Annotated in this window: 15 protein-coding genes; 6 read left to right on the top strand and 9 right to left on the bottom strand. The window is 56.8% G+C overall.

The features are described 5' to 3' along the window. Positions 1 to 2: 2 nt before the first annotated feature. A complete protein-coding gene (locus P0119_01245) occupies positions 3 to 470 on the bottom strand; it encodes a hypothetical protein (protein MDF0664676.1) in 468 nt (155 codons plus the stop codon). A 113-nt stretch (positions 471 to 583) separates the two neighbouring features. Between P0119_01245 and P0119_01250 the strand changes: the two genes are divergently transcribed. Continuing rightward, entirely contained in the window at positions 584 to 1210 is a 627-nt protein-coding gene (locus tag P0119_01250) for a transposase (protein ID MDF0664677.1), read from the top strand. Positions 1211 to 1549: 339 nt separating this feature from the next. Here the strand turns inward: P0119_01250 and P0119_01255 are convergent, their stop codons facing one another. The 8 genes from P0119_01255 to alaC all read right to left on the bottom strand — a co-directional run bounded on the left by P0119_01255 (position 1550) and on the right by alaC (position 10205). Beyond that, positions 1550 to 2575: a medium chain dehydrogenase/reductase family protein gene (locus P0119_01255; GenBank protein MDF0664678.1), complete on the bottom strand. Its 1026-nt coding sequence runs from the start codon at positions 2573 to 2575 to the stop codon at positions 1550 to 1552. Between the two features lie 337 nt (positions 2576 to 2912). Beyond that, the gene (locus P0119_01260; protein ID MDF0664679.1) at positions 2913 to 3416 is read right to left on the bottom strand and encodes a cytochrome c; all 504 of its coding nucleotides are present in this window, start codon (positions 3414 to 3416) and stop codon (positions 2913 to 2915) included. A 27-nt stretch (positions 3417 to 3443) separates the two neighbouring features. Continuing rightward, the gene (locus P0119_01265) at positions 3444 to 4010 is read right to left on the bottom strand and encodes a hemerythrin domain-containing protein (protein MDF0664680.1); all 567 of its coding nucleotides are present in this window, start codon (positions 4008 to 4010) and stop codon (positions 3444 to 3446) included. 172 nt (positions 4011 to 4182) lie between these two features. After that, entirely contained in the window at positions 4183 to 5406 is a 1224-nt protein-coding gene (locus P0119_01270) for an aspartate kinase (protein MDF0664681.1), read from the bottom strand. Between the two features lie 5 nt (positions 5407 to 5411). Beyond that, positions 5412 to 6620, bottom strand: coding sequence for a 2,3-bisphosphoglycerate-independent phosphoglycerate mutase (apgM, locus tag P0119_01275; GenBank protein MDF0664682.1), 1209 nt, complete (start codon positions 6618 to 6620; stop codon positions 5412 to 5414). A 16-nt stretch (positions 6621 to 6636) separates the two neighbouring features. Next, positions 6637 to 7695, bottom strand: a complete 1059-nt coding sequence (thrC, locus tag P0119_01280; GenBank protein ID MDF0664683.1) for a threonine synthase — start codon at positions 7693 to 7695, stop codon at positions 6637 to 6639. Positions 7696 to 7698: 3 nt separating this feature from the next. After that, a complete protein-coding gene (locus P0119_01285; protein ID MDF0664684.1) occupies positions 7699 to 9012 on the bottom strand; it encodes a homoserine dehydrogenase in 1314 nt (437 codons plus the stop codon). Continuing rightward, a complete protein-coding gene (alaC, locus tag P0119_01290) occupies positions 9009 to 10205 on the bottom strand; it encodes an alanine transaminase (protein ID MDF0664685.1) in 1197 nt (398 codons plus the stop codon). Before alaC ends, P0119_01285 begins: the two co-directional genes overlap by 4 nt. 290 nt (positions 10206 to 10495) lie before the next feature. Between alaC and P0119_01295 the strand changes: the two genes are divergently transcribed. From P0119_01295 to mutS, 5 genes are read left to right on the top strand one after another with little or no spacing between them, the layout of a single operon-like run. Beyond that, on the top strand, positions 10496 to 11209 hold the full coding sequence (locus P0119_01295) for a pyridoxine 5'-phosphate synthase (GenBank protein MDF0664686.1): 714 nt from the start codon (positions 10496 to 10498) through the stop codon (positions 11207 to 11209). A gap of 50 nt (positions 11210 to 11259) precedes the next feature. Beyond that, positions 11260 to 12855: an NAD(P)H-hydrate dehydratase gene (locus P0119_01300; GenBank protein MDF0664687.1), complete on the top strand. Its 1596-nt coding sequence runs from the start codon at positions 11260 to 11262 to the stop codon at positions 12853 to 12855. Between the two features lie 10 nt (positions 12856 to 12865). Then, positions 12866 to 13408, top strand: coding sequence for a tRNA (adenosine(37)-N6)-threonylcarbamoyltransferase complex ATPase subunit type 1 TsaE (gene tsaE / locus P0119_01305; GenBank protein MDF0664688.1), 543 nt, complete (start codon positions 12866 to 12868; stop codon positions 13406 to 13408). Then, positions 13405 to 13749 carry a LapA family protein gene (locus P0119_01310; GenBank protein MDF0664689.1) on the top strand — a complete coding sequence of 115 codons (345 nt, stop codon included), beginning with the start codon at positions 13405 to 13407 and terminating at the stop codon, positions 13747 to 13749. Before tsaE ends, P0119_01310 begins: the two co-directional genes overlap by 4 nt. Further along, positions 13742 to 16384, top strand: a complete 2643-nt coding sequence (gene mutS, locus P0119_01315; GenBank protein MDF0664690.1) for a DNA mismatch repair protein MutS — start codon at positions 13742 to 13744, stop codon at positions 16382 to 16384. Before P0119_01310 ends, mutS begins: the two co-directional genes overlap by 8 nt. Positions 16385 to 16428 lie beyond the last annotated feature (44 nt).

Raw genomic sequence — 16428 nt, forward strand, 5'->3', positions numbered from 1 at the left:
CGTCAGAACAGCGGATGGTGCGGGGCAGATGCGAAAGGGGCGGCGGCCGGCACCTCTCCGGCATTGCCCAGAAACCGCCAGACATCCCCTTCTTTCACCAGATAGTGGACTTCACGAAACCAACTGTCGAGGGTGGCTCGATCTCCCGAGCGTTCGTCGATGCCGTACAATCCTCCTGTGCAGGTCGCTTCCGCACGAAGCCCATCGTTCACTCGCGAGACTTTGAAGGCGGAAAATAAATGGAGCGACTCCACGGCCTTGTAATGCTCGAAGACCTCGCCCCATACCCGTCGCACGTCCTCTTGTTTCAACCCATGGTAGTCGTAAGATGGCGCATAAAACTGCATGAGTGCATCGATATCCGCTTTTTTCAGCGCCGATTCCGCACGTTCAAACGACGCGACTAACCCTCTCACAACCGGATGGCCCAGCAAGCGGCCCTGGCCCGGTGATCGGGCTTGTAAGATCAACGATTATCATCACGGAGTTAGTTTCTGAAGGAGGAATGATGACCAAGCCCAACACAAAACCCGATGCTGTACTTGATGACTTATGAAAGGACTGTGAGTCTCCGGAAGCTATTCTGGGGGAACAGGGGTTCTTGAAGGGGTTAACGAAACGGTTGGTGGAACGTGCGCTGGCGACGGAACCGACCAATCATCTCGGGTATGTTCCGCATGCCCGTCAGCAGGCCCAGCACGGCACTGTCCGTAATGGCACGAGTGCCAAAACGGTCGAGACAGATCACGGGCCTATGGAGCTGGCCGTGCCACGCGATCGAGCGGGTACGTTTGAACCCACGGTGGTCAAGGCACGGCACCGGCGGCTGGACGGTGTGGACGACAAGGTGTTGGCTCTCTCTGCGCAGGGAATGACCACGCGTGAGATTCAACACCATCTGGAAGAATGGTATGGGACGGAGGTCTCCCCCACGCTCATTTCCACGATCACGGATGCGGTGTTGGAGGATGTGCGTCTGTGGCAAAGCCGGCCCTTGGAGACCGTCTATCCCATTCTCTATTTTGAGTGTTTCTTCGTGAAGTCTCGGCACGAAGGAGCCGTCAAGACGAACGCCGTCCATGTCGCCCTCGGCGTCACACTCACTGGGGAAAAGGACTTGGTAGGCCTCTGGGTGAGTGAAACGGACGGGGCGCAATTGTGGTTGGCCGTCTTTACGGAGCTCACGCCGCGGGGCGTTTCCGACGGATGAAGCCATCGTCAAAGTGCTCTCTCTCAGGATGCAGGGGATTGCGAAGCAATGGACCGTACCCATTCCCGAATGGAAACGTGCCCTGAATCAATTCGCAATGTTGTTAGGAGATCGAGTGCCGACAAGAGCGTAATTCACAATCAGTCACACACAAAACTTGACACGCCCAAAAAGACCGACATTCACGCGCCGCTCAATGCGCCCGATCACTAATGCCACTCCGATGTGCCCAGCGAACAAAGTTTCTCCTTGGTCTTTCAACGTGGCCACTGCTTGGCATCTTCGCTGGCATGAAACACGCATCACTGCGTGCAGTGGTTACGTCGTTTACGATTCAAGCTACGCCCCATTGTGGACGAGGACGATCTTGCCCGTCACGCCTCCTCTCCCGAGCAACTCCTGCGCCTGTCTTGCCTCGGCAAGAGGAAATCGCTGTGCGATGATCGGCTTGATTTTCTGCTGTTGGAGGAGGTCGAACAGGGCGATCAAGTCCTGTCGAGACCATGACGATTTCAGCCGTTTGAGCCATTGGATACTATAGGGGACAATCCGTTTCCGACCCGGGAGAAACCAGCCACCGGCAATGTACAAGCCGAAAATGGCGATCGCGCGAAACCGATGACGACCGCCTGAACGACCGGACGCCAAGCGGCCGCCACGGAGCGAGCCAGTCAGGCCATAGGCCACGACCGTCCCTCCAGCACGCAGAGCCTTGCGGGAACGCCAGATATGCGTGCCACCGATGCCGTCGAAGACAACGTCTGCGCCCTCACCCGTCAGCCGGTGGATCTCCTTTACGAAGTCTTGATGCTCGTAATCAATGGGGACCGCACCGAGATCGGAAACGGCCGACGCCCCGCGTGCTGAACAGGTCCCGTATAGCTCCAGCCCGGCGAGGCGCCCAAGCTGTAAGAGGGCCGAGCCGACTCCACCTGCTGCGCCGTGAATCAACAGGCGTTGGCCCGGTCTGATCTTGGCCGAACGATGCAGCATCTGGTACGCCGTGACGTAGTTCAGCACAAGACTGACAGCCTCGGCTGCCTCCAGCCCGGATGGCACCGGCACCAGTTCACCTTGCGGCAGACAGACGAATTCCGCGTAGGCGCCGTGGATCGGCAGCGCTGCCACGATCTGGCCCGGTTCGAGCCCGGAGACGCCGGCACCGAGTTGATCCACCACGCCGACCAGATCCCACCCTGGTGTGAAGGGCAGCCGGGGCGTCTCAGGGTGGATGCCTTCCCGCATCATCAGGTCCGGCAAGGAAACCCCGGCGGCCAACACTCTCACCCGCACTTCACCGTGGTTCGGCTCGGGGCAGTCTTCTTCGAGCACTTCCAGTGCATCGGGCCCGCCGTAGTGGGTCACGATGATGCGTGTGTGTTTCAGGGGTCACGTCCTCTCTCGTCTGATGCTACAGCTTGTGCGGCGTCACGTTGGGCTTGAGGGACTGGCCGAAACCTGGTGAAGTAGCTTGCGGGACGGTTCCGCTCGAAGCACTGGTGAGGCGTCATCCTTCAGTTTGATATGCAGTAGTCTTGCTTCTCTCAGAGTGCAAACTCCACGCATACCCCCCGCCCAATTCGCGCCTTGCGCGTTTGGCCGACAGATTCAAAGGCTTCACGAACTCCTCTCTCAGGATCTTCCCCTGATGGATAGGAGGTGACAATAGTTTCTTGCGCATGGCGCGTATCAAGCCCTTAGTTTACTGCTCAGGGTGGGGATCTTTTCGAATGAGCCCCAGGTAGAGCAGCATATCGGCGAGGTCTTGATCGGTCATGGTGTGATCGGGAAACATGCCGGTGCCTGGATGGCCTTCACGAATGGCGCGAGCTCGCTCCTTGTCGGTTTTCAGGCGCAACTCCTCAGGATTCCGTAAATCGGAAGGCGGAGGATTCAGCTTCGCGATGAGCGCCGCTGTCTCGGCTTCCAGTCGTGGTGTCCGATACAGATACCCATCGATGCCATGGCAGTAGTAGCACACACCCTTGCCGTTGAAAATCTCACGGCCTCGCATCACATTGCCTTTCACCTTGTCGGTCAGTTGTGAGGCCGAGGACTCGGCACGGGCGTAATCGGATGGAGAGACAAGCTCCATTCCCAGGCTGCTTGCGAAGAGCAGACCGAACGAGACCGTCAGTTTGACGAGCAGATCACTGTTGAGAAACGTTCGAGAGCTTGACCAAGTTTCACTCCTAGCCCATCTCACATCCCTCTCCCTTCTGCGAGATGATTGTCAGTGCTCATTACAACAAGCATTGTATCGGTCTTCTGGAATGCTGTTCATGTTGCCGAAGACGGTTGCGCGTTCGTCCCTGCTGGTGACGTTATCGATGGCGGGATAGAGCGCCCGTTCTTCCTTCCTATTATGAGAGCTCAATAGGTTTACCAGCGCCTGCTCGTCTTGATCGACATCAAGATTCTCTCGCTCCACCTTTTGGTGAATCGCGTCAAGCAGCTGCTTGATCTGGCTGTGCTCAAAGCGCATCATGGGCGTCGGCCCCTCCTCGATCATGCCGGTTTTCTTTTCCCACATCGGAAACAGCAGCTCCTCTTCCCACAGGATATGCCGCTGGAGACCGACTTTGAATTCCTTGAAGGATTGCTTGGCTTTGGCAAAGTCCGAGCGTTTGGAAGATTGAAAGATTTTGAACAACTCATCCAACTGATCATGATCTTGTTTATAATATGCTGCGATCTTCTTCTGTTCAGTCACTCGGAACCCCCTTGATGAAATAAAGAGTCGATACTGCATAGCATGTGACACAAGCCAGGCCAACCTCAGGTCTGTGACATCTTTCATGGTCGTCCAGCATGCAATCTCGGAGATTCGAGGCCCGCCCGTACTTGGGCAGGTAAGTGGAGGTTACTTTTCCTTTGATGGCCTCTCTGATGGCTTAGGGCTGGAGGACCGCACTCCAATGGCTTGACAACCGAGCGCTGCTTGTCGAGTCTCAGATCTTCGCCTGACCGTTTCAGGACTGGGCTTGATCGAGATCGAATGCCGAATGCAGAGAGCGCATGGCCAGTTCGAGATACTTCTCATCGATCACACAGGAGATCTTGATTTCCGAGGTACTGATCATCATGATATTGATTCCCTCGCTGGACAACACCTCAAACATTTTCGCTGCTACGCCTGAGTGCGACCGCATGCCCACCCCGATAAGCGAGACTTTGGCAATCGCCTCAGTCACAGAAACCGATTTTGCCTCGATCTCGTTCGCCACAGATTGAATGATCGGCACGGCCTTCTTGAGGTCGGCGCGCGGCACAGTGAAGGAGAGGTCCGTCAGGGCGGCCTGGCTCATGTTCTGAATGATCATATCGACATTGATATGGGCTTGCGCGACAGGACCAAAAATTCTCGCAGCGATCCCTGGTTTATCCGGCACTCCAACGACGGTAATCTTCGCTTGATTGCGGTCTCCGGTCACGCCGGCGATGGCTGCCGATTCCATATCCGTATCTTCTTTCGTCACGAGCGTTCCCTTTCCTGCTTTGAAGCTGGAATTGACCTCGACCGGGACATTGAACTTGGCCGCAAACTCGACGGATCTGGTTTGCAGAACTTTTGCGCCGAGGCTCGCCATTTCAAGCATCTCTTCATACGCAATCTTATCGATCCGTCTTGCTGCCGGCACAATATTTGGGTCGGCCGTATAGACACCGTCGACGTCGGTGAAGATGATGCACCGATCGGCCTTTAATGCTGCCGCCAGCGCAACGGCAGAGAGATCGGACCCACCGCGGCCGAGGGTGGTCACGTCGGATTGTTCATTGATTCCTTGGAATCCTGCCACGACCGGTAAGACACCCTGCTTCAACGCCTCCTTGATGCGATCAGCGGTGACTCGTGCGATCCGTGCTTTGGTATGGGCACTATCGGTAATGATGCCGACCTGACGTCCCGTAAAGGATCTGGCATTGATCCCTCGTCCACGCAATTCCATCGACAGAAGCGCGATGGTGATCCGCTCTCCTGTCGAGAGCAGCATGTCCAATTCGCGTTCGTCAGGAACAGTGGTGACTTCATGTGCGAGTTTGATCAGCCGATCCGTCTCCCCACTCATCGCCGAGAGGACGACGACGACCTGATTCCCTTCCCGCTGCGTGTGCGCCACCCGGTCGGCAACCAAGTGGATGCGCTCAATCGTTCCAACGGAAGTCCCTCCGTACTTTTGAACGACCAGCGCCATGGGTCTCAGCTTTTGGAAAAGAACTTGTTCACGAACTTGGTTGCATCACGAGCCGGCATGTTCGCGGCAAGCGCATCGGCCTCGGTGAAGCGACGACCGGCTGTTTCCGATCCTTTCACACCCTCCTCACCAAACGTATAGAACGCCGGACTCTGCGGATCTTCCGAGTGATCACAGATGACAAGGAAACGATAGGGACCTTGTTCGGTCAGACCGTGGACCAACGGTCCTACCAGGTTGCGATCAAACTCTTCAATGCCATGGACCTTCGCCTTGATATCAGTCCCGTGTATCACCTCGTCCGTTAATTCAGCATGCACATACACAAAATCTTTCTTGGCTAATTCCTCCAGCGCCACCGCCGCCTTGGTGCGGAGATCCCCCTCGGCCAGCCTCTCGGGATCCACCGCTTCGAGCCCCGCGCTAATGCCTACACCACGATAGACGTCGCTGGTCGCCACAACCGCCCCGACGATGTCATATTTTTCCATCAAGCTCGGCCATCTCACCGCTCGCCCTTCACCCCACAACCAGACACAGTTTGCCGATTTGTTCCCCGCTGCTACCCGGTCATCGTTCACGGGATGATCACGCAGGATCACGTGGGCGGTATCCATCAATCTCCGGAGAATATCCGCACCATCTCCCGTGGGTAGGGCATCGGCGATAGATCGACCGACTATCGTCTGTGGATCGATGCAAACGGCTCGCGGCTTTCCGTTCACCCATACCATCAGGTGACGATGACCTGTTCCCGGATAAAACTGGATGGTTTCGGAGCCGACTTGCTCGTTGATGGCTTCGATCAATTCGCGCGCTTCTGCGGTTTCAATCAACCCGGCCGTCGCGTCGTCCATGATCACGTGCGGCCCTAGCTTCTTGATCTCACCGCCCTTGCCACCTTCGGGTCGCAGGGTCACCATCGTACAGCGATACACCACATCATGCTCTGTTACGGACACACCCAGGCTCGCCGCTTCCAGCGGCCCAGGGCCCTGATAGAACTTTCTGGGGTCGTACCCAAGAATCGCGGCCCCGATCAGCCCGCTCCCGTGACGAACGCCGTCCATGGGAGTCAGCAGCCGACCGAGTTCTCCGACTTGCGCGAGGCGGTCGAGGTTAGGTGTCGATGACGCTTGCAGTGGCGTGCGTCCCCCGAGTTCCGGTCTCGGACGGTCCGCCATCCCGCCGGCGTGCACCATCACATATCTCATGAGACCCACACGTCCTTCAGACATTCAAGAGACGGGCAACGTCCTCGCGCGTTGCCTTGACGGTCACCGGTTGCTTCGACACACTGATCGCCGTATCGGCATCCTTCAAACCATGCCCTGTAAGCGTGCATACGACTGTTACTCCCTCCCGTAGAATCTTGGTTCGATGCAGCTTGGTGACCCCGGCGACGGACGCAGCGGAAGCAGGCTCACAAAAGACGCCTTCCGTGGCCGCCACTGTCCTGTAGGCCTGGAGAATTTCTTCATCTGTGACCATATCGATCGCACCCGTCGATTCCTCCATCGCTCTCAACGCGCCGGACCAGCTGGCAGGGTTGCCGATTCGAATGGCGGTCGCGACAGTCTGGGGCTGTTCGACGATTTTGCCCAACACAATGGGCGCCGCACCCGCAGCCTGAAAACCCATCATGCGTGGCACCCGCGTGATCTGATTCGCCGCACGATACTCCTGGTACCCTTTCCAATAGGCGGTGATATTTCCCGCATTCCCGACCGGTAGGACATGAAATGTCGGAGCGTCGCCGAGTTGATCGCAGACCTCGAAGGCAGCGGTCTTCTGACCCTCAATCCTGTACGGATTCACCGAGTTCACCAATTCGATGTGGAGCGACGCCGAAAAGTCCTTGACGAGCGCCAGAGCCTGATCAAAGTTTCCTTCGATCTGAATAACCGTCGCCTGATGCATCATCGCTTGAGAGAGCTTCCCCATGGCGATCTTACCGGCAGGAATCAACACGTACACGGACAACCCGGCACGAGCCCCGTAGGCGGCAGCCGATGCGGAGGTATTGCCGGTCGACGCGCACATGACGGCCCGCGCGCCGCTCTCCACTGCCTTCGAAATGGCGAGTGTCATACCGCGGTCTTTGAACGAGCCGGTGGGGTTGACGCCCTCAAACTTCAGGTAGAGTTCGACTCCCGGCGCAATCGCCTTCGCCAACCTTGTGGCTCTGATCAGGGGGGTATTACCCTCTCCCAGGCTGATAACCGGTGTCTTCTCGGCGACAGGGAGGAATTTTCGGTATTCTTCAATCACTCCACGCCAGCGGGTCATCGATCACTCATCCTTGCCTTCGACGCGAATGAGCGTGGTCGGTTCGGAGACGAAGGGCCTCCGGTTGATTTCACGAAGCGCGGTTTGCACATCGCGTTCTTTCGCGGTATGTGTCTTGATGACCACCGGCACCGTCTGCCCTTCGCGGCGTCCCTGTTGCACCATCGATGAAATACTGATTCCACAACGTCCTAACTCACCCGCGATCTGTGCCAAGACACCCGGGCGATCGACCACCGTAAACCGGAGGTAATAGATCGAGCTGATCTCCTCCATCGATCTCAGCCGGAGCGGTCGTCGCTGATTCTGCTGAAACGACGCCACCGGTACGCGACCGACGGCGCCCTTGAGCAAATTCCGACCGATCGAGATCACGTCGCTCACCACGGCACTCCCGGTCGGCATGGCTCCGGCTCCCCGGCCGTACTGCACTACATCACCGACAGCATCACCGACAAGTTGGATGGCATTGTACACATCTTCGACTTGGGCGATGGGTGACGTGGCGGGAAGCATGGTGGGATGAACCCGAGCCTCAATTTCCCCGTCCACGAGCTTTGCGATGCCGAGCGATTTGATCGTATAGCCGAACTGCTTTGCGTAGGCAATATCGGTCGGCGTGATGTTCGTAATCCCTTCCGTGTAGATGTCCTTGAAATTGACGGGCGTTCCATAGGCCAGACTGACAAGTATGGCAAGCTTGTGCGCCGAATCGGTCCCGGCGACATCAAAAGCCGGATCGGCTTCGGCATACCCGGCCTGTTGTGCATCCCGGAGGACCTCGTGGAAACTGTGTCCCTCATGGGTCATTCTGGACAATATATAGTTAGACGTTCCATTGATGATTCCGTAGATGGACTCGATCGTATTCCCAGCGAGCCCCTCGGTCAACGACCGAATCACAGGGATACCGCCGCCGACGCTGGCCTCAAACCCTAGGTCCACACCCTTGCGCGTGGCGGCTTCAAAAATTTCCTCTCCGTGAAGGGCTAGCAGCGCTTTGTTCGCCGTCACGACATGCTTCCCGGCGGCGATCGCATCCAAGATGAGCCGCTTCGCTGTCTCGTATCCACCGATCAGTTCGACGACGATATCGATGTCCGGATCGGTAAGGACACGATCGACCGCGGTGGTGAGGACCCCTGGAGCCAATGTCACGCCGCGATCCTTCGCCACGTCCAAATCTGCGACCCGGAGAAGTTCGATCGGCACTCCGATGCGACGGCTGATGATGGCGGCATTGTTGAGGAGGACCTTGGCGACACCCGTGCCGACTGTGCCGAATCCTACAATTCCGACTCCAATGCGCGACCTCATTCTTCGTCCCCGTCAAGCTTGAGGGCTTTGCGAATGCCTCGAACGGCTTGCCTGGTTCGATGTTCATTCTCCACAAGTCCAAATCGTACGTATTCATCACCGCCTTCACCGAATCCGATCCCTGGAGAAACGGCGACTTTCGCCTCTTTGAGTAGGAGCTTCGAGAACTCCAGCGAACCCATGTGTCGGTAGGGCAAGGGAATGTGTGCCCACACAAACATCGTGGCCAACGGTTTTGCTACTTGCCATCCGATCCGATTCAGCCCACCCACCAGCGTATCTCTCCTTTTCTGGTAACGCAGAACCGTCTCCTTAACGCAGTCCTGAGGCCCGTTCAACGCAATGACGCTGGCGATCTGAAGCGGCTGAAAAATTCCATAGTCGAGGTAACTTTTAATCTTCGCCAATGCTCCGACGACCTCTCGATTTCCCACACAAAATCCCACCCGCCAGCCGGGCATGTTGTAGGCTTTAGACAAGGTATAGAACTCCACTCCACAATCTTTGGCTCCTGGGATCTGTAGAAAGCTCGGTGCCTTATAGCCGTCGAACACGAGGTCGGCGTAGGCGAGGTCGTGGATGACGATGACATTGTGCTCCTTGGCAAACGCCACGATCTTCTTGAAAAACTCCAAATTAACCACGGCCGTGGTGGGATTGTGGGGAAAATTGATCACGAGGATCTTCGGTCTCGGAAACGTCTGCCGATAGACACGCGTCAGATCCTCGAAGAAATCGCTATCCTGGCGGAGTTCGATGCCACGGACCTCACCGCCGGCAATGATGAAGCTGTACATGTGGATGGGATAGGTCGGCGTCGGGGTCAGGACCACATCGCCCGGGCCGATCAAGGCCAATGCCAGGTGAGCCAGACCCTCTTTTGATCCGATGGTGACGATGGCTTCGGTCTCCGGATCCAGGGCAACATCGTAATTGCGCTTGTACCACGCACAAATCGCGTGCCGCAGTTTCGTGATGCCGCGCGATGCAGAATAACGATGATTCTTCCCCTTGCGGGCAGCCTCGATCATCTTCTCGACGATATGAGGCGGCGTCGGTTGATCGGGATTGCCCATCCCAAAATCGATGATGTCTTCGCCACGTTGCCGCGCCTCAAGCTTGAGGGATTGAACCTGCGCGAAGACATACGGCGGGAGTCGCTTGATTCGATAAAAACCTTCGCCCAACCCCATGAACTTCCTTTGACTGTTTCTAGACGTTTCTCAAACTAACTCATCACCGCGACATGAGCGAAGGGATGTGGAAAGCGGATATTGTAATTGAGGGCTTTGGTCGAGTCAATTTGCCGCATGTCCATGTGGTGCCGAAGTTACCAAGAACAGAGGCCTTTCATCCAGTCCCTCGCCTATCGGCGAACCCGTCCTTGCCCCCTCTCGTTCCTTTCTGCTACTAATACCGTTTCATTGCCTGATCAGGCCTTTTTCGCAGGCGCTGACCAAGCTGATTGAATGAAGGAGAGGAGATGGCCCGTCTTGGTGTAAATATCGACCATGTGGCGACGTTGCGGCAGGCACGGGGAGGAGTCGATCCGGATCCCTTGGCGGCGGCTGTTCTTGTCGAACTGGCAGGAGCCGATGGCCTGGTCGTTCATCTGCGGGAAGACAGACGCCATATCCAAGACCGAGACCTTCAACTCCTTCGCGAGATTGCCCGCACAAAGCTCGACCTTGAAATGGCGGCCGACGGCGAAATGGCGAAGATCGCCCTGAGCATCAAGCCTGACCTCGTCACGTTGGTGCCGGAAAAGCGACAGGAACTCACCACTGAAGGTGGCCTTGATGTTGTTGGACAACGCGACCGAATTCAAGGCATTGTGACTCTGTTACATAACGGGGGGATTCCCGTCAGCGTCTTCGTCGAGCCTGATCTGAATCAGATCAAGGCTGCGCACAAGATTGCGGCTGATTTCGTGGAGTTGCATACCGGTCGTTACGCAAATGCCACACGCTCCAAGGAAGCCGATGCGGAATTTGAGTCCATTACCCACGCCGCCAAGTTGGCCTACAAGCTCGGAATCGGAGTGAATGCCGGCCATGGGCTGAATTACCGCAACATCAAACGCCTGACGCATGTTCCCGAAATCGTCGAGTACAACATCGGGCACAGTATCGTCGCACGGGCGGTTCTCGTCGGGCTCGTACAAGCCGTGAAAGAGATGAAGACCTTGCTCGGTTGATCTAATGTCGTCGACCCGCTGGGTCGGTCCGTTCAATATCCCAAGTCCGCATGACCAAGATCATTACCGCTGCACAGATGCAGGAGCTCGACCGCCGAACTATCTCGGAGGCTCATATCCCAGCGACCACGTTGATGGAACGCGCCGGCTCCGGCGTCGTAGCTTGTCTTGAACAACGGTTGGGACCCCTGCGGGGCAAGACGGTCACCGTTGTATGCGGCAAAGGTAACAATGGGGGGGATGGATTCGTCGCCGCTCGCCTACTTCGCCGACGCCAGGCGAACGTGCGCGTGCTCGCCATGGCACCCATCTCCGAACTGAGCCGTGATGCGGCAACGATGCATAAGCAATTCGTCCGTGGCGCGGGGAAATCTTCCGTGCGTCTTTACACATCCAAGACTCAGACAGAATCACTTTTTCAAGGCAGCGATATCCTCGTCGATGCGCTCCTCGGGACAGGACTCTCCTCTGCTGTAACCGGACGTTATGCTGAGGCCATCGACAGCATCAACGAAACCGGCCGCCCCGTGGTGGCTGTCGATCTACCGTCGGGCCTCCATGCTGATAGCGGCATGATCCTGGGTCGAGCCGTTCGTGCCTCCCTTACCGTGACCTTTGGTCTGCCTAAGTTAGGCCTCTATCAGAACGATGGGATCGATCTGGTCGGCGAGGTGGCCATTGTGGACATCGGAATTCCGCCGGCTTACATTGATTCGGTCGAGAGCCGAACGACATTGATGACAGAACACGATGTGCGAACGTACCTGCCGAGTCGGCAACCATCGAATCACAAAGGTTCCTTTGGTCATGCCGGCATTATTGCCGGGTCCGTTGGAAAAACCGGAGCGGCTGCCATGGCCGCGCGAGCGGCGCTTCGTGTCGGCGCGGGGCTCGTAACCGTCGCAATCCCTACCAGTGTCAACGATATATTGGAAGCAAAGCTGCTGGAGGCGATGACGGCTCCGATGCCTGAGACCAAAGCGCGCACCTTTGCTAGGACCGCATTGGATCGGCTTGTCTCCTTCATGGCGGCGAGAACCGCTATCGCCATCGGTCCAGGATTATCCACCCATCCGGAAACGGTTGAACTCGTCCAGGGCTTGACGAAACAACTTGATCGACCGGCTGTTTTGGATGCAGACGCCCTGAACGCGTTGACTGGACGGACCGCTCTCCTGGCATCTTGCAAGACACCGCCGATTATCACCCCGCATCCCGGAGAGATGGCGCGACTGGAGGCAGACGCCACGCCGCAGACCGTCAATAGCGATCGGATCGGTTTTGCCTCCCGCTTCGCCAGAGAGCGAGGCCTGTTCGTTGTGTTGAAAGGTGCCAGGACCGTCGTCGCCCGTCCGGACGGAGCCGTTGCGATTTGCCCTACCGGAAATCCGGGGATGGCGACTGCAGGAACAGGGGATGTGTTAACCGGCATGGTGGTGGGACTCTTAGCCCAAGGCGTACCCTCCTGGGAGGCTGCCTGTGCTGCCACATACCTGCATGGAGCCGCAGGCGATTTGGCCGCAGCCAAGATGGGGCAGGCCGGATTAATTGCGGGGGACGTGATCGAGGAGATTCCCTATGCCCTCAAGCTTATCCACCAAGTTCCATCTAATAAGCCCAACGAGCGATGGAACGATCCCTCGTGAAGACGTTCCCATGGCGACATCCATCACCTGTCTGGACCTTATCCTCTCGTCTCCCGGCGAAACAGAATCGTTGGGATATGCCATTGGCAGGCTGCTTCAGGGGGGGGAGGTACTCGCCTTGATCGGTGAATTAGGCGTTGGGAAGACGGCACTGGTCCGTGGGATCGTTGTCGGCCTCGACGTACCGGCTGATTCCGTCACAAGCCCGACGTTCGTGATCGTACATGAATACCAGGGGCGTCTTCCGATCATTCATATCGACTTATACCGGTTGCAGAAACCGGATGAAGCTGATTCGATTGGACTATTGGACTATTTCACCGACGATGTGGTCGTCGCCATTGAGTGGGCGGACCGATTTCCCCGATTGCTTCCGGAGGACCGATTGGAAGTGAGCATTACCCATCGGACCAGGACGACCAGAGCAGTGCGGCTGGAAGCAAGAGGTTCACGCTCTCGCACACTTCTCGCTCAAATCAAGAACAGAGAGCGTCCAGCTGCACGATCAGTCAGAGCAAGCCTCCAGGCTGGTAGAAAGACTTCGTCGCGATGACTCGATTGATCCTGGTCGGCATCCTTCTGCTCCTTTCGTTGGCCTTCTTCCTTCAAAATCAAGAACAGGAAGTCACGCTCCGCTATTTTTTTGGATTACTTCAAGCTTCAACACCCATTTACAAGCCCATCATGGCCGGTTTTGTCATCGGCCTGTTGGTCGCGGTCATTCTGCTTTTTCCTCCCTGGGTCCGTGCGCGTATCGACCTTCGACGAAAGACGAAGGCCTTGCAGGAAGCCGAAGTGAACTTGGAGCGACTCAGGCAATCTCTTGAGAAGCTATCCGGACGGACTCAGAGTCCCGCTCAAATGGAATCTTCGAGGGACTTCGGTGATGAGTGACTCAACCTCGAGCCCGCTCATGCGGCAGTATCGGGACATCAAACAGGGATACCCTGAAGCCATCCTGTTTTTTCGCGTCGGAGATTTTTATGAGATGTTTTACGAGGATGCGCAGGAGGCGTCTCGACTCTTATCGATCGCCCTCACGTCTCGCGACAAGAACAGCCCCCATCCTGTTCCACTCTGTGGCGTTCCCTATCATGCAGCAACAGGCTATATCGCAAAGCTCTTGAAGGCCGGCCGTCTCGTCGCCTTATGTGAGCAAGTTGAAGATCCAAAAGCGGCCAAAGGCCTGGTACGGCGTGAAGTCGTCAGGCTGTATACTCCCGGTACGCTCGTAGACACGGAATTTCTTGCCCCTTCCGAGCTGAACTATCTGGCTGCCCTCTCCGTTGGACCAGACCCAGACCGAGGATCACCGATCGGCCTAGCGGTCCTGGAGGTGTCAACGGGTGAATTTTGGGGCATGGAGTTTCACAGTCCCCAGGCGTCCACGCAAGTGTTGAACGAGCTCGCTCGACTGGACCCTCGGGAAGTTCTTTTCCCCGCAGACCACCGCTCCCCTTGGATTGAGCAAATAGCAGGGGCGCGCCTGTGTGAACGACCACCAGCGTCGTTCAGCCATCAATCGGCTGCTCGCACCTTGACTGAACACTTCCGCGTGCAAACCTTGGAAGCCCTAGGCTGTGCCGATGTCCCGGCTGCCAGTAGCGCTGCAGGAGCCGTCTTGTCGTACTTCCGCGAGACCCAACCGGCGGTTCCTCCGGATCACATTCGCCGATTCACTGTCCGGCAGAATAGCGAGTACATGCATCTGGATGGAACGACCATCCGTAACCTGGAACTTCTTAAACCATTCATGTCGAGCGAGACAACGTCTGGTTTGAAATCTACGACTCTTCTGAGCCGGTTGGATCGGACCGCCACCGCGATGGGAAGTCGACTCCTTCGCCAGTGGCTGGTACGACCGTTGCTCCGTTGCGACCAGATCAGCGCTCGCCTCGACGCCGTGGAAGAACTGAAGAGCCACATGCAGGTGCGGACTGCATTACGTACAGGCTTGCGAGAGATCCAGGATATTGCACGACTCGGCAGCCGCATCGTCCTCGGTTTGGCCGGCCCACGAGAACTGCTTGCCCTCAAACAGTCTCTCTCGGTTTTGCCCGAGATTCTTGTTCAGTTGACGCCGCTCCAGAGCCAGCTACTCTGCGATGCAAGGGCGTCATGGGATAACGGCCAGGATCTCTACAACCTGATCGAGGAAGCCATCCGACCTGATGCTCCGCTCTCCCTTCGCGATGGGAATATCATCAAGGACGGCTATGACCCGGCAATCGACGAACTGCGTAAAGCCAGCAAGGAAGGGAAAAGCTGGATCGCGGGCATCGAGGTTCGAGAGCGTGAGCGAACCGGCATAGAATCGTTGAAGGTCCGTTACAACCAGGTGTTCGGCTATTATATCGAGATCACCAAAGCCAATCTTGCTCGTGTTCCCGCCGACTATGTTCGCAAGCAAACCCTGGTCAATGCCGAACGATTTATGACCGCAGAATTGAAGGAACTGGAAGAACGTGTCACAGGGGCCGATGTCAAGCTGCTCGCTCGTGAGCAAGAGGTCTTTGGTGAGCTTCGCTCACGATTGGCGAAAGAAGCCCATCGATTGGACGCCATGGCGATCCACCTTTCGCTCATTGATGTCATAGCCGCATTGGCGGAGGCGGCCGCCTTGCACCGATACAGCAAACCCACAGTCACGGAAGGGGGTGACATCACAATACGAGATGGTCGCCACCCCGTGGTCGAAGGACTCTGTACCGATTCGGGATTCGTCCCGAACGACACGGTCCTGGATTTGGAAACGAACAGGCTGCTGATCATTACCGGACCGAACATGGCGGGAAAGAGCACGTATCTTCGCCAAGTCGCGCTGATCGTGCTGATGGCTCAGATCGGCAGCTTCGTTCCCGCCACAGAAGCGTCTATCGGGTTGACCGATCGCATCTTCACCAGAGTGGGAGCCTCGGATAATCTGGCGGGAGGCCAGAGTACGTTCATGGTGGAAATGGTCGAGACGGCCAACATTCTTCAGAATGCGACTCAACGCAGTCTGATTCTACTGGACGAAATCGGGCGAGGTACAAGCACTTACGATGGCTTGAGCATCGCCTGGGCGATTGCGGAACATATCCATGACCGAGCTCGATTAGGCGCGCGCACGTTGTTCGCCACCCATTACCATGAGATGACACAGCTGGAGCAGCAGCGGACCGGAATCAAGAATTATCGCGTGGCCGTGCAGGAGCGCGGCGGAGACGTCGTGTTTCTTCGAAAAATCGTGGCAGGCAAAGCCGACCGGAGTTACGGTATCCACGTTGCGAAACTTGCAGGGCTCCCTCCCAACGTGATCGATCGCGCCAAAGCGGTGTTGTTACAACTTGAACAGCCGGAGACTCGTTCCGAGTTGATCCAGGAGCAACTCCCGTTGACATCTGATCCCCTTCCCCAGCCCCATCCGATTATCGAGGAGGTCAAGCAGATTGACCTCTTCTCGATGACCCCGCTCGATGCGCTGAATCGCCTTGCCGAATTGCAGCGCATGGTGAGTTTGGACCGCAACATTCCTTCCGATCGCTGACGATCATTAGTTAACCCTAATCCGAAAACGAAAACTCGTCTGTT

Source organism: Nitrospira sp. (assembly GCA_029194665.1).
GTDB lineage: Bacteria > Nitrospirota > Nitrospiria > Nitrospirales > Nitrospiraceae > Nitrospira_D.